This is a genomic window from Streptomyces sp. NPDC104381, assembly GCF_055583745.1.
Window position 1 is genome coordinate 118440 of the sequence record NZ_JBVJNK010000003.1, and the last position, 18273, is coordinate 136712.

The 18273-nt window shown below is 71.0% G+C and carries 19 protein-coding genes and 1 pseudogene; 8 read left to right on the top strand and 12 right to left on the bottom strand.

Annotated features, from left to right (window positions below):
• Nucleotides 1-17: 17 nt before the first annotated feature.
• A pseudogene (locus tag ACZ607_RS10060) lies at nt 18-617 on the top strand (EamA family transporter); the annotation flags it as partial.
• Nucleotides 618-632: 15 nt separating this feature from the next.
• Here ACZ607_RS10060 and ACZ607_RS10065 read toward each other — a convergent pair.
• On the bottom strand, nt 633-1499 hold the full coding sequence (locus ACZ607_RS10065; protein WP_469733644.1) for an alpha/beta fold hydrolase: 867 nt from the start codon (nt 1497-1499) through the stop codon (nt 633-635).
• A 167-nt stretch (nt 1500-1666) separates the two neighbouring features.
• Between ACZ607_RS10065 and ACZ607_RS10070 the strand changes: the two genes are divergently transcribed.
• Together ACZ607_RS10070 and ACZ607_RS10075 are read left to right on the top strand one after the other, a co-directional pair.
• Nucleotides 1667-2551, top strand: a complete 885-nt coding sequence (locus ACZ607_RS10070; protein WP_469733646.1) for an RNA polymerase sigma-70 factor — start codon at nt 1667-1669, stop codon at nt 2549-2551.
• A gap of 261 nt (nt 2552-2812) precedes the next feature.
• Nucleotides 2813-3580, top strand: coding sequence for a GntR family transcriptional regulator (locus tag ACZ607_RS10075; RefSeq protein ID WP_469733648.1), 768 nt, complete (start codon nt 2813-2815; stop codon nt 3578-3580).
• A gap of 89 nt (nt 3581-3669) precedes the next feature.
• Here ACZ607_RS10075 and ACZ607_RS10080 read toward each other — a convergent pair whose 3' ends face one another.
• The 3 genes from ACZ607_RS10080 to ACZ607_RS10090 all read right to left on the bottom strand — a co-directional run bounded on the left by ACZ607_RS10080 (nt 3670) and on the right by ACZ607_RS10090 (nt 6783).
• Nucleotides 3670-4827, bottom strand: coding sequence for an ROK family transcriptional regulator (locus tag ACZ607_RS10080; RefSeq protein ID WP_469733650.1), 1158 nt, complete (start codon nt 4825-4827; stop codon nt 3670-3672).
• Between the two features lie 119 nt (nt 4828-4946).
• Nucleotides 4947-5597 carry a response regulator transcription factor gene (locus ACZ607_RS10085; RefSeq protein ID WP_469733652.1) on the bottom strand — a complete coding sequence of 217 codons (651 nt, stop codon included), beginning with the start codon at nt 5595-5597 and terminating at the stop codon, nt 4947-4949.
• A 4-nt stretch (nt 5598-5601) separates the two neighbouring features.
• Nucleotides 5602-6783 carry a sensor histidine kinase gene (locus tag ACZ607_RS10090; RefSeq protein WP_469733654.1) on the bottom strand — a complete coding sequence of 394 codons (1182 nt, stop codon included), beginning with the start codon at nt 6781-6783 and terminating at the stop codon, nt 5602-5604.
• Nucleotides 6784-6890: 107 nt separating this feature from the next.
• Between ACZ607_RS10090 and ACZ607_RS10095 the strand changes: the two genes are divergently transcribed.
• The 3 genes from ACZ607_RS10095 (at nt 6891) to ACZ607_RS10105 (ending at nt 9075) form a co-directional block, all read left to right on the top strand.
• Complete coding sequence (locus ACZ607_RS10095) at nt 6891-7835, top strand: ABC transporter ATP-binding protein (RefSeq protein WP_469733656.1); 945 nt, start codon at nt 6891-6893, stop codon at nt 7833-7835.
• Nucleotides 7832-8575, top strand: a complete 744-nt coding sequence (locus ACZ607_RS10100) for an ABC transporter permease (protein ID WP_469733658.1) — start codon at nt 7832-7834, stop codon at nt 8573-8575. Before ACZ607_RS10095 ends, ACZ607_RS10100 begins: the two co-directional genes overlap by 4 nt.
• A gap of 62 nt (nt 8576-8637) precedes the next feature.
• Nucleotides 8638-9075: a hypothetical protein gene (locus ACZ607_RS10105; protein ID WP_469733660.1), complete on the top strand. Its 438-nt coding sequence runs from the start codon at nt 8638-8640 to the stop codon at nt 9073-9075.
• A gap of 52 nt (nt 9076-9127) precedes the next feature.
• Here the strand turns inward: ACZ607_RS10105 and mug are convergent, their stop codons facing one another.
• The 3 genes from mug to ACZ607_RS10120 all read right to left on the bottom strand — a co-directional run bounded on the left by mug (nt 9128) and on the right by ACZ607_RS10120 (nt 11886).
• Complete coding sequence (mug, locus tag ACZ607_RS10110) at nt 9128-9688, bottom strand: G/U mismatch-specific DNA glycosylase (RefSeq protein WP_469733662.1); 561 nt, start codon at nt 9686-9688, stop codon at nt 9128-9130.
• A 19-nt stretch (nt 9689-9707) separates the two neighbouring features.
• Entirely contained in the window at nt 9708-11150 is a 1443-nt protein-coding gene (gene purB, locus ACZ607_RS10115) for an adenylosuccinate lyase (RefSeq protein ID WP_469733663.1), read from the bottom strand.
• A gap of 103 nt (nt 11151-11253) precedes the next feature.
• Nucleotides 11254-11886 (bottom strand): TetR/AcrR family transcriptional regulator, encoded by a 633-nt coding sequence (locus tag ACZ607_RS10120; RefSeq protein WP_469733665.1) that lies wholly within the window; start codon nt 11884-11886, stop codon nt 11254-11256.
• 197 nt (nt 11887-12083) lie between these two features.
• On the opposite strand from ACZ607_RS10120, the gene ACZ607_RS10125 reads away from it, so the two are divergent.
• Both ACZ607_RS10125 and ACZ607_RS10130 read left to right on the top strand, forming a co-directional pair.
• Nucleotides 12084-12707 carry a GNAT family N-acetyltransferase gene (locus tag ACZ607_RS10125; RefSeq protein WP_469734903.1) on the top strand — a complete coding sequence of 208 codons (624 nt, stop codon included), beginning with the start codon at nt 12084-12086 and terminating at the stop codon, nt 12705-12707.
• A gap of 36 nt (nt 12708-12743) precedes the next feature.
• Nucleotides 12744-13124 (top strand): hypothetical protein, encoded by a 381-nt coding sequence (locus ACZ607_RS10130; protein ID WP_469733667.1) that lies wholly within the window; start codon nt 12744-12746, stop codon nt 13122-13124.
• An 87-nt stretch (nt 13125-13211) separates the two neighbouring features.
• Here ACZ607_RS10130 and ACZ607_RS10135 read toward each other — a convergent pair whose 3' ends face one another.
• From ACZ607_RS10135 to ACZ607_RS10155, 5 genes are all read right to left on the bottom strand, one after another.
• Nucleotides 13212-14012 carry an SAM-dependent methyltransferase gene (locus ACZ607_RS10135; protein WP_469733669.1) on the bottom strand — a complete coding sequence of 267 codons (801 nt, stop codon included), beginning with the start codon at nt 14010-14012 and terminating at the stop codon, nt 13212-13214.
• Between the two features lie 212 nt (nt 14013-14224).
• The gene (locus ACZ607_RS10140) at nt 14225-15079 is read right to left on the bottom strand and encodes an SGNH/GDSL hydrolase family protein (protein WP_469733671.1); all 855 of its coding nucleotides are present in this window, start codon (nt 15077-15079) and stop codon (nt 14225-14227) included.
• Nucleotides 15080-15241: 162 nt separating this feature from the next.
• A complete protein-coding gene (locus ACZ607_RS10145) occupies nt 15242-16261 on the bottom strand; it encodes a hemolysin family protein (RefSeq protein ID WP_469733673.1) in 1020 nt (339 codons plus the stop codon).
• A complete protein-coding gene (locus ACZ607_RS10150) occupies nt 16258-17595 on the bottom strand; it encodes a hemolysin family protein (protein ID WP_469733675.1) in 1338 nt (445 codons plus the stop codon). The genes ACZ607_RS10145 and ACZ607_RS10150 overlap by 4 nt, the downstream gene beginning before the upstream one ends.
• Before the next feature lie 208 nt (nt 17596-17803).
• Nucleotides 17804-18223 (bottom strand): GNAT family N-acetyltransferase, encoded by a 420-nt coding sequence (locus ACZ607_RS10155; protein WP_469733677.1) that lies wholly within the window; start codon nt 18221-18223, stop codon nt 17804-17806.
• Nucleotides 18224-18273 lie beyond the last annotated feature (50 nt).

Sequence of the window (18273 nt, forward strand, 5' to 3'; positions counted from 1 at the left end):
CCCTCGCCGCGATCGGGATGGTCGGCTTCAACCTGGCGGTCCTGGCCGCGGAACGCACGGCGGAACCCGCGGTACCGGGCGTGCTCGTCGGCTGCGCCCCCATCGTCGTCGGCGTCCTCGTGCCCGCCCTGGAAGGGCGCCGCCCCGCCCGGGCCGTCCTGTACGCGGCCGGTCTCGTGGCCGTCGGCGCGTTCACCGTCCAGGGCTGGGGCCGCACCGACCTGGCGGGTGTCCTCTACTCGGTGGGCGCCCTGGGCGGGGAGGTCGGCTTCGCGGTCCTCGCCGTGCCGGTGCTGCGCCCGCTCGGACCGAAACTCCTGTCGGCGACCGTGTGCGCCGTGGCCGCCGCGGAATCCGTGCTGCTCGGTGTCCTGCTCGACGGCGGCGGCTTCCTGCGGGTGCCCACGGCGGGGGAGGCCCTCGCGCTGCTCTGGCAGGCGGCCGTGGTCACCGTCATCGGCTTCGTGTGCTGGTACAGCGGGATGCGGCGGATCGGGGCCGAGCGCGCCACGCTCTTCTCCGGGCTGATCCCCGTCTCGGCCGCGCTGACCGCACCACTGGCCGGCACGGGGACGTACGGCGTGAGCCAGGGCGCGGGAAGCCTTCTGGTCGGCCTGGGGGTGGCGCTGGGCTCAGGCGTGCTGCGCCGGGGCGGAGGCAGCGGCAGGACGGCGGCTCGTGTCGAGGATGACGCGCGCCACGGCGGCGGGGTCGTCGTTCATCGGGACGTGGCCGCAGCCGGGAAGGCGCACGAGCCGCGCCCCCGGTATCGCCCGCTTGGCCCTGACGCCCTGCCGGGGTACGAGCAGACGGTCCTTGCTGCCCCAGGCGATGCTGACGGGAACGTCCGGTACGTCGTCGGTGAACTCCACGGCCCGGCCCGCGTCGAGAGTCTCCCGGAAACCCGTGGCCTCGCGCAGGGCGACCGTCTCCGACACGACCGCGCCCGGTGAACGGCGGCCGGGGCGCGCGTAGATGGTGCTGGTCAGCACCGTTCGTCCGGATGAGCTCCGGGAGAGCCGCTCGATCACCGGCATCGGCATCGAGAGCGCCGCCCCGCGCATCGCCCGCAGCACTCCGAAGGCGTAGCGGCGCTCGCTCCGCGTCCAGAACCCGGCGGGGGAGAGCGCCGTCACCGACCGTACGAGCCCCTCACGGCCCAACTCCAGTGCCAGCAGACCGCCCAGGGAATTGCCCGCCACATGCGGCCGTACGACGCCGAGCGCGTCGAAGAGCGCGCCGAGCACCGGGACCATGGTCCCCAGGTCATGCGTGAGCCCCTGGGGGAGCGCCGGTGACGCGCCGAATCCGGGCAGGTCCACCGCTATGACGTCCCGTTCGAGCGCCAGGATGCGCAGGACCGGATCCCACGCCTGACGGTGGTGGCCTATGCCGTGCAGCAGCACCAGCGGCTCGCCCGAACCGGACCGCTCGTACGACACATCGACCGTACGACGCCCTGCCGGAGAGCCGACTGCGAACGAAACCGTGGTGGCCATGCTGCTCCTCGGGACGGTCCTGCCGGGCGGCGAGGCGCGGACGGAACGAGACGCCTCGGCACGCCCCGTCAGCTCCCGCACCCATGATTACCGCCGGGTAGCCTGGAGTTCAAGGGCGAGCGCGATTCCCGCTGGACACCCTCGGGCGCGTCGGCTGGGATGGAAAAGTGACTGCCGACACCGTGACCGAGCTCTTCGAAGAACACCGGCCCTTCCTCACCGGGGTGGCCTACCGCATGCTCGGCCGCGTCGCCGACGCCGAGGACGTCGTGCAGGAGGCCTGGCTGCGCTGGTCGTCGGCGGAGCGGGAGGACGTGCGGGAGCCGAGGGCCTTCCTCGTACGGATCACCACGCGTCTGGCCATCGACCGGCTGCGCCACCTGAAGTCCCGGCGCGAGGCGTACGTGGGACCGTGGCTGCCCGAACCCGTGGTCACCGAATTCGGCCCGGCCGTCCCCGACTCAGCGGAGCGCGCGGTGCTCGCCGACTCCGTGTCCCTCGCCGTACTGGTCGTGCTGGAAAGCCTCTCTCCGCTGGAACGTGCCGTCTTCGTCCTGCGCGAGGCCTTCGGCTTCCCGTACGCGGAGATCGGTGCCGCCCTGGACCGGTCCGAGGCCGCGGTACGGCAGCTCGCCGGCCGGGCCAAGCGTCATGTGGAGGAGCGCAAGCCCCGGTACGACGTGGATCCGGCGGTGCAGCGCGATCTCACCGAGCGCTTTCTCGTCGCCGCTTCGGGCGGCGACCTGGAGCAACTGCTCGCCCTGCTGGCACCCGACGTGCGCCTCGTCAGCGACAGCGGAGGCAAGGCGAAGGCGCCGAGGCGGATCATCGAGACCGCCGACAAGGTCGGCCGCTTCCTCATCGCGGTGAGCGGTGAGCGGTCGCCCCGTACGGAGGTGCGGATCGCGGAGCTCAACGGCAGCCCCGCTCTGGTGTTCAGCGTGGACGGCGCGGTGGACGCCGTCTTCCAGGCGGAGGTCGGCGACGGCGTGATCCGCTGCGTCTACATCCACCGCAACCCGGACAAGCTGACCGGTCTGCACCTCGGTTAGGGCCTCCGGCCCACACCCCGCCCACGAGCCCCATGGTCGCCAACGGCCGTGGGGCTTCGTGTTGCCGTGGCTCACGGCCGCGCGAACGTCCCGTGAACGCTCTGCGGCAGGACGCCGTTCCGCTGCGTGACGGACGAGGATTGGTCTCGGGGATTGGTCTTGACCAAGGTGGTTCGCCGCCCTAAGGTCTGAACGATAAGGCAGGAACCTTTAATAAATAACGTCGCGGAAAACAAGCCACCGGCGGATGCGGAGGACAGGGTGGGGACCACGCAGCTGGAATCGGTGCAGGAGCCGAAGTACTGGCACCTCAAGACCGTGCTCAGTGAGGCACTCGACTCGGACTTCGCGGTCGGAGAGGTCCTGCCCAACGAGCGGGACCTCGCGGCGCGCTTCGGCGTCGCCCGGGCCACGCTCCGTCAGGCGCTGGAGCAGCTCGAACTCGAAGGAAGGCTCCAGCGACGGCGCGGTGTGGGCACGACCGTCGCCCCGCCCCGGGTGGGCGTGGCCGTCGCCACCGCACAGCACGGCTGGGCGGGAGGCGACACCGACGAGGCCTGGCAGCCCGTCGGGTGCACCGTCGACACCGCTCCCGCCGCGGTCGCCGCCATGCTCGGCACGGAGGCCGGGGAGTCCGTGCACGTGGTGCGACGCATCCGTGTCGCCCAGGGTCAGGCCGTCGCGGCGGAGCTGGTGTACGTACCGACGTCGTCCGTGCCCGAACTCTCCGCCATCGAGGCGGCGTCCGGGCCCGCCAGGGCGCGTGGGGTCCTGAGGGAACTGCACCGCCTCGACCTGGACGGGCAGGACCGCTCGGTCGAGCTCGGTTCGGCCCGCGCGGACGACGCCAAGGAACTCGACAGGCTCCCCGGGGCCCCGGTCCTCGTGGTCACCACCCGGTACCTGGCCGCCGCCGGCACCGCGGCGGTCTCCGTCGCCACGTACAGGGCCGACACCTGCCGGCTCACCTTCGGGGATTCCGGCGCGCTGGAGATCAGCCACGACGATCAGGAGCGCAAGGCCTCGTGAACGAACCCGCGCAGGCCTCGCTTTCCACGGCCTCGCGGACCCTCACACCCTGAGGCTCCCGCCTACCGGAGCCCTGCGGCCCGTCGCTCTCAGCGGCGGGCCGTCACCGTGCCGTCCACGGCGAAGAGCTGTTCCTCGACGTGGTCGAGCGCCAGCCGCAGCGCGCCGGTGGCGACGGCCGCCTCCCCGAGGAGCGACAGGGTCACCCGGGGCGGCCGCAGGCAGTATCGGGCGAGTTCGTCGCGGAGCGGATCGAGAACTCCGTCCAGTCCCGCCGCCCAGCCACCGATCACCACGAGCTCCGGATCGAGTGCCAGCACCAGCGCCGCGACATCGTGCACGAGCCGCTGGATGAACCGGGCGACGGCGGCCTGCGCCCCGGCGTCGCCATGCTTGGCCTTGGCGAAGACCGCGGCGACGGCGTGCTCGTCGAGGGGGTCGAGCGGGGTGTCCGTCGTGGAGAGCAGGTGTTCCGGTGTGACATCGCGGCCGAGGAGGTGCAGCGCGCCGATCTCCCCGGCGGCGCCGCCGAACCCACGGTGCAGCCGGCCGCCGATCAGCGACCCTGCACCGGGACTCAGGCCCGCCAGGACGAAGACGATGTCATCGGAATCGGTCGCGGCGCCCTTCCAATGTTCGGCGACGGCGGCGGCGTTGGCGTCGTTCTCCACCAGGACGGGGCACCGGAAGGAACGCCGGAGCCTTTCGCCCAGCGCGAGACCGGTCCAGTCCGGCAGCGCCGTGCCCAGCCGCACCGTGCCGTCGGCCTCCACGATGCCGGGGCTTCCGACCCCGACCGCCCGCAGGCTGCTCCGCTGTACCCCGGTGCGCCGCAGCACATCGGCGATCATGCCCCTGACCTGGTCGAGCCTGTCATCCGCGCAGGCGGTCTCGGAGACGTCCCGTGAACCCGCGCCGACGATCCGGCCGTCCAGTCCGGACAGCAGGGCCGAGACCCGGTGCGGCCCGATCTCGATGCCCAGCAGGTACCCGGCCTCCGCACGGAACCTGAACCGCCGGGCGGGCCGCCCCTGGCGCCGGGCCCCGCTGTCGTCGGGCAGAGTCTCCACCACCAGGCCCGCCCCGATGAGCCCCTCCACGACACCTTCGACCGTGGGACGCGACAGGCCGGTGATCCGGGTCAGGTCCGTGAGCGTGGGCGAATCCGCCCCTCGCAGGGCGTGCAGCACCACCGCGGAATTGATCCTCCGCAGCAGAGACGGGTCCCCACCGGTCAGCCGGCCCACCGTGTGTCCTCCCAGGTCGTGCCCATGTCTGCCGGATCGTACTCGCTGGCCCCGGCCTCGGCGACCGGCAACCGGAGACCGGCAACCGGAACCGTTTCCGGAGCGGACAGCGGCCCCGGTCAGCGTGGGGCGACGAAGCCGGACTCGTAGGCCGCGATCACCGCCTGTGTGCGATCCCTGGCCGCCAACTTCGCCAGCACCGAGCTGACATGTGTCTTCACGGTCTCCACCCCCACGACGAGCTCGGCGGCGATCTCCGCGTTGGAACGGCCCCGGGCCATCAGACGGAGTACCGCCGCTTCGCGGTCGGTGAGCGCCGCCCGGTCCATCGCCTCCCGCGCCTTGCTCGTCCCGTAGTTCGCGGCGAGCTGCCGGACCGCGGCGGGGAACAGCAGGGACTCGCCCTCCGCCACCAGCCTCACCGCGTGGACGATCTCCGCGGGCCGGGCCCGCTTGAGCAGAAAACCGTCCGCCCCGGCCCGCAGCGCCTCGTACACGTACTCGTCGTTCTCGAACGTGGTGACCACCAGGATCTTCGGCGGATCGGCAACAGTGCGCAGCACCACCCTGGTCGCCTCGATACCGTCCATCAGCGGCATACGCACGTCCATGGCCACGACATCGGGCCGGAGGCGATTGACGAGAGGGATCACTGCCGCACCGTCCGCGGCCTCGCCCACCACCTCGATGTCGTCCTGTGCTTCCAGGACCGCGCGGAGTCCTGCGCGCACCAGAGGTTCGTCGTCGACCAGAAGTACGGTAACCGGCATCCGGTCAGGGTATGCGGTCCAGCGGAAGGGTCGCCGACACGATCCATTCCCCTTCGTGGGGGCCGGTTCTGGCCCTGCCGCCCAGCAGAGCCGCCCGCTCCCGCACACCTCGCAGCCCGCTGCCGCTTCCCGGGCCACGGGAGGACGCCGCAAGAGGGTTGGTCACTTCGAGCTCCAGCCTTTCCTGCGCCACGGCGATCCTCACCCGTACGGGAACGGCGCCGGCGTGACGCAGCACATTGGTGAGCGACTCCTGCAGGATCCGGTAGCCCTCGCGGGACACCGGGCCGGGCACCAGGTCCAGTGGCCCGGTCATCTCGACGTCCAGCTTCACTCCGGAGCCGCGGGCCGAATCCAGCAGCCGGTCGGCCTCCACCAGGGTGGGGCGCGATCCGACGGGACGGTCGGGCGACTCCCTCAACACGCTCAGGACACGCTCCAGATCGTCCAGCGCGGTGCGCCCCGTCTCCTCGATGGCGGCGAGGGCACGTGCCGTGAACTCCGGGTTGCCCGCCGTCCTGGCGGCCCCCGCCTGCACCACCGCCACCGTCAGCGCGTGGCCGATCGAATCATGGAGCTCACGCGCTATCCGGTTACGCTCCAGCAGTTGTTCGGTGCGCTCCTCCAAGGTGGTCAACCGCTCGGTGGGTGACGGTCCCAGGAGCCCGCGCGCGGCAGCCGTGGCCACCTCACCGCACAGGATGACCCACCCGAGCAATAGGAGAATCGGCAGGGGTGCGAGCAGAGCACACAGCCACCGCACACCGAGGAAGTCCGTCAGCCAGTTCACGCTTGGATCCGCACCGGCCGCGACACCGATGAGGTCGAACGTGGTGGTCGGCAGCCACACGGTGGCGAAACCCGCCGCGACGGTGAGCAGCAGCCTGACCTCGAGCCAGGCCACGGTGCGCCAGCGGTCGGCCCATGTCTCCGCGGGGGTGGAGGAGATCGAGGGGTCCGGCCGGCCGCGTTCCCCGGGCGTGAGGAGAAGCTGCGCTTGTATCCCTTCCACGAGGCGGATCGAGGGCAGGAGCCCGGCCGGCACCGCGAACACGAAGGGCATCGGCACCCATGGTGTGTCGATGGCGATGAACATCCACACGCTGACGCCCGCCGCCGGAATGAGCAGATGCAGCCAGCGGCTGTACGTGACGGGCGCGGCCAACGGCCGCAGGAAGTGGCGCATGCCGCCATCGTCTCAGCGTGGGGCGGCTGGCGGCTCCCCCGAGCGAGGGAGACCAACCACCCTGCCGGGGGAGGCCACAGACGATGGCCGGGAGCCAGGCTTGGCCCATGACCAGTATCGACGTCCACGGACTGACCAAGGACTACGGGCCCACACGCGCCGTGGACCAGCTCACGTTCAGCGTGAGGCCGGGCCGCGTGACCGGCTTTCTCGGCCCCAACGGCGCGGGCAAGTCCACCACCATGCGACTCGTCCTCGGCCTGGACCGGCCCACGGCCGGCAGCGCCACCATCGGCGGAGTGCCGTACACCTCGCTGCGCAACCCGCTGCGCCGGGTCGGGGCTCTGCTCGATGCCCAAGCGGCTCACGGATCGCGCACCGCACGTGACCACTTGCTCGCGCTCGCGGTGAGCAACGGCATAGCCGGCACCAGGGCCGACGAGGTTCTGGAGGAGACGGGGCTGGCGGCGGTCGCGAGACGGAGGATCAAGACGTTCTCCCTCGGGATGCGGCAACGCCTCGGAATCGCGGCCGCGCTCCTCGGAGAGCCGGACGTGGTGATGCTCGACGAACCGTCGAACGGGCTGGATCCGGAAGGCATCATCTGGATCCGTGAGCTGATGCGCGGCATGGCACGCGAGGGCCGCACCGTCCTGGTCTCCAGCCACTTGATGAACGAGACCTCCTCGTTCGCCGACCACCTGATCGTCCTCGGGAGGGGACGGCTCCTCGCCGATCTGCCCATGCGGGAATTCCTCGACTCCCAGACCCGGCCCGGCGTCCGGTTCCGCACCAGCGAGGCCGCTCGGCTCTGCCAGGTCCTGATGCGCAGGGGATTCATGCCGGTGCAGGAGGACGACGGGGGCTGGATCGTCGACGGGGCCAAGGCGGAAGAAGTCGGAGCCGCAGCCGCTGCGTCCAACATCCCCCTGCTGGAACTCACCGATCTGCACACGACCTTGGAAGAGGCGTATCTCACCCTCACCACGGACGAGGCCCAGTTCGCAGCCGCTTCGTCGCCCACCGCACACCAGGAGGTCCGACCCGCGTGAACACGTCGACGACGGCGGTACTGCACTCCGAATGGATCAAGATCAGATCGGTGCGGTCCGTATCGTTCTCACTGATGGCGATATGCGCCGCCACGCTCGCCGTCACGGTGCTCGCGTTCGCCACCGTGGGGCAGGCGGAGGCCGACAGTCCCGACTACGAGCCCCTGTTCTCCGCCTTCTACGCGCTGAACTTCGGTCAGATCGCGGCCATATGCTTCGGGGCCACGGCTCTGTCCTCGGAGTTCCTGAACGGCGCTCTGCGCATATCCTTCTCGGCCGTCCCCCGACGGGGTCTCCTCTACGGAGCCAAGGTGTCGATGGTCGGTGGACTGGCGCTCGTCATGGGGCTGGTCACCAGCTTCGCCACCTTCCTGGTGGGGCAGATGTTCATGGGAGAGTACGCGATAGGTCTGGGGGACCCCGGAGCGCTCCGCGCCTCGTTCGGCGGTGGTGTCTACCTCGCGCTCATCGCCCTGTTCGCCGCAGGTCTGACGGCAGTGCTGCGCAGCGCCGTCGCCGTGCTCAGTACGCTCATTCCCTTCCTGCTGATCGTCTCCTTCGTCGTAGGGGACGTCGCTGGAGACATCGCCCGGTATCTGCCCGACCAGGCAGGCCAAGCAGTGCTCCATCAGAACCCGGAGGGCAGCCTCGGCCCGTGGACGGGCCTGGCGGTGACCGCCGGTTGGGCCGGGGCCGCCCTGCTCGCCGGCTGGTGGGCCCTCCGGACGAGGGACGCCTGAGCGGAGGGAGGGAAAGACCCGGCGAAACGCCATGTGTCAGTGCGGGGAGGTTTACTGACGGTATGACCACCGCACATCACCTCCGCCTCATCGACGGGATGCGCACCGAGGACTTTCCCCCGGAGCGCGGTCCGTCGGGCTCGGGAATCAGCGGACCTGGCTACCACACGGCGCTCCTCCTCGGCGAGGACGACCGCGAGGACGGAGACGAGGCGGACCGCCTCGAACTCCGGGCGCAACGCCTGGCGGAACACGACGCCCTGCTCGCGCTGCTCACGCTGCGCTGGGGGGAACCGCAGCTGGTCAGCCTGTGGAGCGCACAGGAACGGATGATGGCGGGGGAGGTGATCGCCGAACCATGGGCCGACCCCGTCGCGAGTTGCGGGCATCTTCAGCTCTGGCGGGCGGATGACAGGTGGATAGCAGTAGTGCTCTACCTGGAGGAGGACGGTCCGGGCTGCGAGTTGGGCGTGGTGGTCACGGTGATAGACCCGCCCTGAGAACGGCTCAGCGCGCGGCGCCGTTCGTACTGGCCGGAGACCGGACGCGGATCTATGTCCGGGCCTGTCGAGGGGCGGTCCCGTCGACCGCTGCCGACAGACGGGCGTACTCGTCCGCCATGGTGCTCACGGTCCAGTGCGCGTTCAGCCCACTCGGGTTGGGCAGCGCCCAGACGCGGGCGCCGCCGATCGTCCGCTCCTGCGGGCCGATCCGCGCGCGCCGGTCGCCGAAGGCGGTGCGATAGGCGGTGACCCCCACGACCGCCAGCCAGAGGGGGTTCAGTCGCTCCACCTTGGCCGACAGCACTTCTCCGCCCTCACGGAATTCCTCCGTGCTCAGCTCGTCCGCCCGTGCCGTGGCTCGGGCCACCACGTTGGTGATGCCCAGGCCGTACTCCAGGAGCTGGTCCTGCTCCGAGGGTTTCAGCTGCCGCGCGGTGAAGCCCGACCGGTGCAGCACCGGCCAGAACCGGTTGCCGGGGTGGGCGAAATGGTGCCCCGTGGCAGCGGTCATGAGGCTCGGGTTGATTCCGCAGAACAGCACACGCAGGCCGCCCGCGACCACGTCGGGGACGACGCGGTCGCGGGCGGCCAGTAGCTCTTCGGGGGTCATCCGGCGAGTGAGCCGGCCGTCAGAGGATGGAGCCGGGGGCGTACGCCGCGGCTTCCGGGTGCTGCTTGGCAATCTCCTCGATCCTGGACACCAGTACGGCGACCTGATCGCCCGCGGCACCGGTGAACGAGAGCTTGTCCGCCATCAGGGCATCGAGCTGGGCTCGGTCGAGCGGGATGCGCTCGTCGGCGGCCAGCTTGTCCAGCAGCTGGTTGCGCTCGGCACCCTGCTCCCGCATCGCGAGCGCCGAGGCGACCGCGTTCTCCTTGATGGCCTCGTGCGCGACCTCGCGGCCGACCCCGGCCCGTACCGCGCCCATCAGCACCTTCGTCGTGGCGAGGAAGGGGAGGTAACGGTCCAGCTCACGCGCCACGACCGCGGGGAACGCGCCGAACTCGTCGAGCACGGTGAGGAACGTCTCCAGCAGACCGTCGAACGCGAAGAAGGCGTCCGGCAGCGCCACCCGGCGGACCACGGAGCAGGACACATCACCCTCGTTCCACTGGTCACCCGCCAGCTCGCCCGTCATCGACGCGTAGCCGCGCAGGATCACCATCAGGCCGTTGACCCGCTCGCAGGAGCGCGTGTTCATCTTGTGCGGCATGGCGGACGAGCCGACCTGGCCCGGCTTGAAGCCCTCGGTCACCAGCTCGTGCCCGGCCATCAGCCGGATCGTCTTGGCGACCGACGAGGGCGCGGCGGCCAGCTGGACCAGCGCGGTGACGACGTCGTAGTCGAGGGAGCGGGGGTAGACCTGCCCGACGGAGGTGAAGGCGTGCGCGAAGCCGAGGTGCGTGGCGACACGCTGCTCCAGGTCGGCGAGCTTGTCCGCGTCGCCGCCGAGCAGGTCCAGCATGTCCTGCGCCGTGCCGACGGGTCCCTTGATGCCACGCAGCGGGTAGCGGCCCAGCAGGTCCTCCAGCCGGCCGTACGCCACGAGCAGTTCGTCCGCGGCGGTGGCGAAGCGCTTGCCCAGGGTCGTCGCCTGCGCGGCGACGTTGTGCGAACGGCCCGCCATGACCAGCTCGCCGTACTCCCCGGCCAGCTTGCCGAGCCGCGCCAGAACCGCCACCGTGCGGTCGCGCATCAGCTCCAGCGAGAGCCGGATCTGCAACTGCTCGACGTTCTCGGTGAGGTCCCGGGAGGTCATGCCCTTGTGGACCTGCTCATGGCCGGCGAGGGCGTTGAACTCCTCGATCCGGGCCTTCACATCGTGCCGGGTGACCTTCTCTCGCTCGGCGATCGAGGCGAGGTCGACCTGGTCGATCACGCGCTCGTAGTCGGCAAGCGCGGCGTCGGGCACCTCGATCCCGAGGTCCTTCTGAGCGCGCAGCACCGCCAGCCACAGCTGACGTTCCAGCTTCACCTTCTGCTCGGGGGACCAGAGGACGGCCAGCTCCGTAGAGGCATAGCGGCCGGCCAGGACATTGGGGATGCGAGGCTTCGCAGACACAGCAGTCACGTGTCCGAAGTTTACCGGGCGTCCCTACGGGTTCCGAACCGTCCACGGACTGTAGGAACCTCCAGGTCAGGGGATATGCGTCACCCCTCCGTCGTACCCCCTGTCACGCCCCCGCCGCACCGCTGCTGCCGGACTTCTCGTGCGGTCCGCCCGGAGGGGACACGACCGACTGCCCGCCTTGACCGGTACGGACAGGAAGCCCGCGAAGCAAGGTCTCGAGGAACGCCTCGAACGGCGGCTCTTCGGGTCCGCTCCCGGCGGCCGCCAGCCACCGCACCACCCCGACCCCGAACACCTGCCAGCTCAGCTCGGCGTCCTCCTGTCCCGCACCGGCAGCCCGGAACGCCGCGACGGCCCGCTCCCGCAGTCGCCCGAACGACTCCGGGTGGTGCCGGTGCGGGCGAGCGACATGAGCGGCGTACCCCGGTACGGTCAGGAACTCGTCCCGCATCGAACGGGCGAGCCGCGCCAGCCACTCCCGCCAGTCGCCGGGCCCCGGCTCTCCCTCGGGCAGCAGCCGCTCGACCATGACCTCACTCACCAGATCGAGCACGCCGTCCCGATCGGCCACCCACCGGTACAGCGACGAGTGCGACACCCCGAGGCGGGACGCCAGCTTCCGCATGGTGAGCGTCTCCATGTCACTCCGCAGCGCGGCCTCGACGATCAGTTCGCGACTGAGGCGCGCGGGCCGCCCGGGCCCGTTCGTGGCCGTGTTCTTCGCCTTCGTGGTCATCGCGGCAAGGCTATCGATTCGGGGAGCGATGGAACCGGGTCCTCGGCCGTGACGTGCAGGCCGTCTGTTCCACGCTGCGGCTCGCGTCTCCAGTGCCCGCCCGGTGACCCAAGCGGCCCGAAAAATCGTGGACCGTCCGACCCGTCTCGGCCATCATCCTGCCGTGACCGCCTACCTCGAGTCCGAGCGGCCTGATCCTGCGCCCCTTCGCCACCGCTGATGCGGACCTGCTGATCGAGCTGGACAGCGACCCGGCGGTGATGCGCTACCTGACCGGCGGTGCTTCGACCCCGCCGGAGGAGGTCCGCGACCTGGTCATCCCCAGCATGCTCGCCGGCTACGAGCGCTGGGATCACCAGCTCGGCCTGTTCGCCGCGTACGAGAAGGACGGCGGCGCGTTCATCGGCTGGTTCTGCCTGCGTCCACTGCGCAGCGGCCCGCGCGAGGAGGCCGAACTCGGCTACCGCCTGCGTCAGGCGGCCTGGGGCCGGGGCTACGCCACGGAGGTCTCGCAGGCGCTGCTGACCAAGGGGTTCGCCGCGCTCGGCATCCGCATGGTCTGGGCCGAGACGATGACCGTGAACGGCGCGTCGCGCAACGTGATGGAGAAGCTCGGCATGACGCTCGCGGAGAGCATCCCCACGCCCGACGACATGATGGCGGTGGAGGGTTCCGAGCACGGGGGTGTGCGGTACGAGATCACGAAGGAGCAGTGGGAAGGGCGGCAGGCCCAGGCGGTGCGAGGCGCGGCAGGAACCCGCGCTGTCGGCCCCGCCGCGCTCCAACCCGCCGCTTCTCGAGCCGTCTGCCGGTCATATTAGTGACCACTGGTCGCTAATTCCTCTACACTCGCCCCCATGGATGCACGAGAGGCACAGTCGCGTGTGACAGCGGTTCACGAGATCGATGTGGCCGCGCTGCCCATACCCGAGGCCCAGGATCTGATCCTGCGTGAACTGCGCACCCTCACCGAACAGGCCGCCCCGTTCGTCGCCGTCCTGGTGATGCCCTCGCCGGAGGAACGCCCCGCCGGCGCCCCCGCCACCGACCGCATCCGCGCCCTCAAGGAGCTCCGCCCCGGTCTGACGGCCCACTGCCGGGGCCTCGCCTTCGTGGCGCCGGCCGACATCCCGGAGGAACGGGCCAAGGCGATCCACAGCAGCGACACACTCTGGGGCTGTCCGACGACGGCCACCCAGGATGCGGAGGCAGCGCGCGCCTGGGCACGGAGCCGGTGACCCCGGCGGACGGCGCGCCACTGTCGGAACACGCACCAGCCCGAGGCCCCAAGGGCCCAGGGGCCGCGACTGGCCCGCCCCTGTCCTTCAGGGCTTGGCGGCCACGAAGCCCCACTGGTCCACGGGCTCGCCCGTCACAGGCTCCTCCGGGCGCCACAGGCTGATCGACCCGAATCCCGGTTCGACGAGATCGAGGCCGTCCGCGAAGGAGCGCACGGTCTGCCGGGGCCGCGAGATGTAGGGCATCGCGCCGCCGTCGGCGTACTCGTCGGAAGCCGCCGCGGTCTCCTCGGTCTCGATGGTGTCGCACAGCATCAGGTAACTCCCGGAGGGGACCGCGTCGAGGTAGCCGCGCAGCAGGGCGGCGGCCTCACCGTCGTCGGCGACATGTCCCAGAGTGGAGAGCACCATCAGCGCCACCGGCCGGTCGAGGTCCAGCGTCGAGGCGGCCGCCCGGAGCACGGTTCCGGTGTCGCGCAGATCCGCGTGTACGTAGTCCGTGGCGCCTTCGGGGCTGCTGGTCAGCAAGGCACGGGCGTGGGCCAGCACGATCGGGTCGTGGTCCACGTAGACGACGCGGGCCGTGGGGGCGACGGCCTGCGCGACCTCATGCGTCGCGTCCGCCGTCGGCAGGCCCGTGCCGAGGTCGAGGAACTGCCGGATCCCGGCCTCCTCGGCCAGATAGCGCACAGCCCTGGCCTGGAAGCGGCGGGAGGCGCGGGCGATGTCGATGATCTGCGGATAGAGCTCCGCCATCGTCGCGCCCAGCCGGCGGTCCGCGTCGTAGTTGTCCCTGCCGCCCAGCCAGTAGTTCCAGACCCTCGCCGAGTGCGGCGTGCTGGTGTCGAACGTCTCCGCCGGGCCTTGGACGTCAGATGCGCCGCTCATGGGAACTCCCCGTTCCGGTGCCCAGGGTGTCCCTGTGCGAGGGACACCCATCCTGTCGCATCAGCCCGACGTCCCACAGCGGAACTGTCGAAGCCGTCTCAACTCGCGCCGACCCGCAGGCGGGAGCAATCTCGGCCGTCCGGCCGACGCGAGCCGGTCAGGCGGTCAGGCGGTCAGCAGGATGGCCGCCCACGGAGCACGGCGCAGGCCCGTCAGCCGTCCAACCGGCGCCACCCGGTCACCGGACCGGGCTCCGCCACGTCCTCCGGTGTGATCCAGAACGCCTTCCCCAGCCCCGCGTCGAACTGCGCGCCGGCCCGGCCGTCGCCGGACGAACGCCCGGTCAGGCGCCGGCCGATCCAGGGCAGCAGATGCTGCCGGGCGAACCGGACGTCGTCGATCCGTCGCTGTGCCCATCGCGCCGGTGCCGACTCCGGCATCGGCTTCTGCCAGTCACTCTCCGCGGGCAGCCCCAGCGTCTGCCAGACCGCCTCCGCGACCCTGCGATGCCCCTCGGCCGTCAGGTGCAGCCGGTCCACGTCCCACATCCGGGGGTCTCCCAGCGACGCCGCCCCGTACAGGTCGGTCACCACCGCGCCATGGCGCTCGGCGAGATCACCGACCAGCGAGAACAGCTCCTCCATGCGCGGACGGAAGCGTTCCATCACCGGGCCGTTCCGGCCGGGGCTGCGCATCAGCACCAGCGTCTTGCAGGAGGGTGCGAGGCGTTCCACCGCCTCCTCCAGCCGGCCACGGACCATGCCCATGTCGCACTTCGGCCGCAGGGTGTCGTTGAGGCCGCCCACGAGCGTGATCACGTCCGGCTGCAGCGCCGCGGCGATCGGCACCTGCTCGTCCACGATCTGGCCGATGAGCTTTCCCCGTACGGCGAGATTGGCGTACCGGAAACCGGGTGCGCCGGGCCCACCCGGCGTACGGGCGGCGAGGCGGGCGGCGAGGACGTCCGCCCAGCCGCGGTAGGACCCGTCGGGCAGCAGATCCGACATGCCCTCGGTGAAGGAGTCGCCGACCGCGACGAAACTGGTGTAGGAGGCATTCAATTCCATGGCGTTGTTGATCGTACCGCGACGCACCCCGTCCGCAGCGGCCACCGGAGTGCGAGGGAGCGGTGCGACGGGGAGGCGCGAAGGAGGCACGAAGGAGGGGCGCGGCACCGGGCCGCGCCCCTCCCTCCGTACTCCCTGCGTCCCTGTCACCGGGAGCGTGCGTCAGCGGGCCTGCGGCCTGCCCACCAGCTCACGCAGGACGTCCTCCATCGTGATCATGCCCGCCAGCCGGCCGTCCTCGTCGAGTACGGCCGCCAGGTGCGTACGGCTGCGCCGCAGCGCCGTCAGTACGTCGTCCAGCGGTGTCGCCGCCCGCACCCGGGCGATCGGCCGCAGGGCCGTCACCGGGAACGGCACGTCGCGCGGCATGGCGTCCAGGGCGTCCTTCACATGGAGGTATCCGATGATGCGCTGCTCGCTGTCCATCACCGGGAACCGCGAGAAGCCGGACTCGTGCGAGAGCCGCTCCAACTCCTCCGGCGTCGTGCCGACCCGGGTGTACAGCACCCGGTCGACCGGAAGGAGCACGTCCCGGACCGGGCGGCGGCCCAGCTCCAGCGCGTGGCGCAGACGGTCCGCCGAACGGTCGTCGACGAGTCCCGAGTCCTCGGCGTCCTTGACGAGGCGTGCCAGTTCGTCGTCGGAGAAGGTCGCGGAGACCTCGTCCTTGGTCTCCACCCGCAACAGCTTGAGCAGCGTGTTCGCGAAGGCGTTGATCGCGAAGATCACCGGCTTCAGCGCCCTGGCGAGGGTCACCAGGGGCGGACCGAGCAGCAGGGCGGTACGCGCGGGCTCGGCCAGCGCGATGTTCTTCGGCACCATCTCGCCCAGCAGCATGTGCAGGTACGTCGCCACGGTCAGGGCGATGACGAAGGAGATCGGGTGCACCAGTCCGTGCGGCACCCCCACCCCGTCGAAGACGGGCTCCAGCAGATGGGCGATGGCGGGCTCGGCGACGATACCCAGGACCAGCGTGCAGAGGGTGATGCCCAGCTGCGCCGCCGCGAGGAGCGCCGACACGTGTTCGAGGCCCCAGATGACGCTGCGGGCCCGCCGGTTGCCGGCTTCGGCCTCGGGCTCGATCTGACTGCGGCGTACGGAGATCAGCGCGAACTCCGCGCCGACGAAGAACGCGTTGACGACCAGGGTCAGCAGGCCGATGAAGAGCTGGACGGCGATCATCGTTCGTCCTCCGCCGGCTCGTCGCTGCCGGGAAGCGGCGCGTGCAGCAGCGCACGCGCGGCGCGGTGCCCCGAGGCGTCGACCACGTCGATGCGCCACCCCGTGAGCTCCACGGAGTCGCCGACCACCGGGATGCGGCCGACCTCCGTGGCGATCAGACCGGCCAGCGTCTCGTAGGGCCCGTCCGGGACCCGCAGTCCGATGGTGCGGAGCTGGTCCGTGCGGGCCGCCCCGTCGGCGGACCACAGGGTGCGGCCGTCCGCGTCCTCGCCGGCCGCCGCCAGGTCGGGTGTCTCGTGCGGGTCGTGCTCGTCCCGCACCTCGCCGACGACTTCCTCCACGATGTCCTCCAGCGTCACGACTCCCGCCGTGCCGCCGTACTCGTCGATGACGACGGCCATGGCCAGCTTTCCGGAGAGCCTGTCCAGCAGGCGGTCCACGGTCAGCGTCTCGGGCACGAGCAGCGGCTCGCGCAGCATGTCCGACACCCGCTTGCGGGGCCGCTGGTCGGCGGGGATCGCCAGCACGTCCTTGATGTGCGCGACGCCGACGACCGTGTCCAGGCTGCCCCGGTAGACCGGGAACCGGGAGAGTCCGGTGGCCCGGGTGGCGTTCGCGACGTCCTCGGCGGTCGCCTGCACCTCGAGGGCGGTGACCTGGACGCGGGGGGTCATCACGTTCTCCGCGGTCAGTTCGGACAGGTTGAGCGTGCGTACGAAGAGCTCGGCGGTGTCCGCCTCGAGCGCGCCCTCCTTGGCGGAGTGGCGGGCCAGGGCGACCAGCTCCTGCGGGCTGCGCGCGGACGCCAGCTCCTCGGCCGGCTCCAGGCCGAAGCGGCGCACGATCCGGTTGGCGGTGTTGTTCAGGTGGCTGATGAAAGGCCGGAAGACGGCGGTGAACGCGCGCTGCGGCGCGGCGACCGTCCGGGCCACGGCCAGCGGGGAGGAGATCGCCCAGTTCTTCGGGACGAGCTCACCGACGACCATCAGGACCACCGTGGACAGCGCGGTGCCGATCACGAGGGCCAGTGAGGAGGACACGCCGGGCGACAGCCCGGTCGCCTCCACCGGGCCCCGGATCAGCTTGGAGATGGACGGCTCGGAGAGCATGCCCACGATCAGGTTGGTGACGGTGATGCCGAGCTGGGCGCCGGAGAGCTGGTAGGTGAGGCTGCGTACGGCCTTGAGAGCTCCCGCCGCACCCCGTTCACCCCGCTCGACGGCCCGTTCGAGGTCGCCGCGCTCCACCGTGGTCAGCGAGAACTCGGCCGCGACGAAGGCACCGCAGGCGAGGGCCAGCAGGAGCGCCACGAGGAGCAGGAGCACTTCGGTCATCGGTTCACCTCCGTCCCATGATCGGGCAGGGGCAGGAGGACCGCGCGATGTCGGCGGTATCGACTACTGGGGGGCTCGCCCATGGGCGGACGCTCACACCTTTCGGAAGGGTCGGACGGTCGAGGATCCATAGTAAAGGATCGGCAAAATGCCCTGGGTGGCGGACGGCTTGCGGAGGGTCATGGCCCTCTGGAGGCGCCGGAGGCGGTCACAAGGACTTGACCCAGCGCCGCCAGTGGTCCTCGCGATGGTAGCCAGCCGCGCCCCACGCGTGGTGGGCCCGCTCGTTGGACTCCAGGACCATGGCGTCGACCCGTCGCCCGCCGAGCGCTACGAATCGCCGCTCCGCCGCGTCCAGGAGCGCGGTCGCGATGCCCTGCCTGCGGCAGTCGGGGTGCACGGCGAGCCGGTACGCCGAGCATCGCCACCCGTCGAAGCCGGCTATGACGGTGCCGGTGATCAGTCCGCCGCGCTCCGCGAGGATCAGCGCCTCGGGGTCCCGTGAGATCAGCCGGGCCACCCCTTCGTGGTCGTCGGTGATGCTGGTGCCCTCCGCGGCCCGGCACCAGAAGTGCAGCACGGCGTCGATGTCGGCGGGGGTGGCGTGGCGGATGTCGAGATCGGTCATGTGCCGAGCCAATCAGAGCGCCCCGGCGAACGGCGAACCCCTTTCGCGCC

Coding starts and splice junctions, on each gene's coding strand:
- ACZ607_RS10135 (WP_469733669.1), bottom strand. CDS start 14,012: ATGAGCGGCGCATCTGACGTCCAAGGCCCGGCGGAGACGTTCGACACC.
- ACZ607_RS10130 (WP_469733667.1), top strand. CDS start 12,744: ATGGATGCACGAGAGGCACAGTCGCGTGTGACAGCGGTTCACGAGATC.
- ACZ607_RS10095 (WP_469733656.1), top strand. CDS start 6,891: ATGACCAGTATCGACGTCCACGGACTGACCAAGGACTACGGGCCCACA.
- ACZ607_RS10140 (WP_469733671.1), bottom strand. CDS start 15,079: ATGGAATTGAATGCCTCCTACACCAGTTTCGTCGCGGTCGGCGACTCC.
- ACZ607_RS10090 (WP_469733654.1), bottom strand. CDS start 6,783: ATGCGCCACTTCCTGCGGCCGTTGGCCGCGCCCGTCACGTACAGCCGC.
- ACZ607_RS10145 (WP_469733673.1), bottom strand. CDS start 16,261: ATGATCGCCGTCCAGCTCTTCATCGGCCTGCTGACCCTGGTCGTCAAC.
- ACZ607_RS10150 (WP_469733675.1), bottom strand. CDS start 17,595: ATGACCGAAGTGCTCCTGCTCCTCGTGGCGCTCCTGCTGGCCCTCGCC.
- ACZ607_RS10105 (WP_469733660.1), top strand. CDS start 8,638: ATGACCACCGCACATCACCTCCGCCTCATCGACGGGATGCGCACCGAG.
- ACZ607_RS10120 (WP_469733665.1), bottom strand. CDS start 11,886: ATGACCACGAAGGCGAAGAACACGGCCACGAACGGGCCCGGGCGGCCC.
- ACZ607_RS10085 (WP_469733652.1), bottom strand. CDS start 5,597: ATGCCGGTTACCGTACTTCTGGTCGACGACGAACCTCTGGTGCGCGCA.
- ACZ607_RS10155 (WP_469733677.1), bottom strand. CDS start 18,223: ATGACCGATCTCGACATCCGCCACGCCACCCCCGCCGACATCGACGCC.
- ACZ607_RS10065 (WP_469733644.1), bottom strand. CDS start 1,499: ATGGCCACCACGGTTTCGTTCGCAGTCGGCTCTCCGGCAGGGCGTCGT.
- mug (WP_469733662.1), bottom strand. CDS start 9,688: ATGACCCCCGAAGAGCTACTGGCCGCCCGCGACCGCGTCGTCCCCGAC.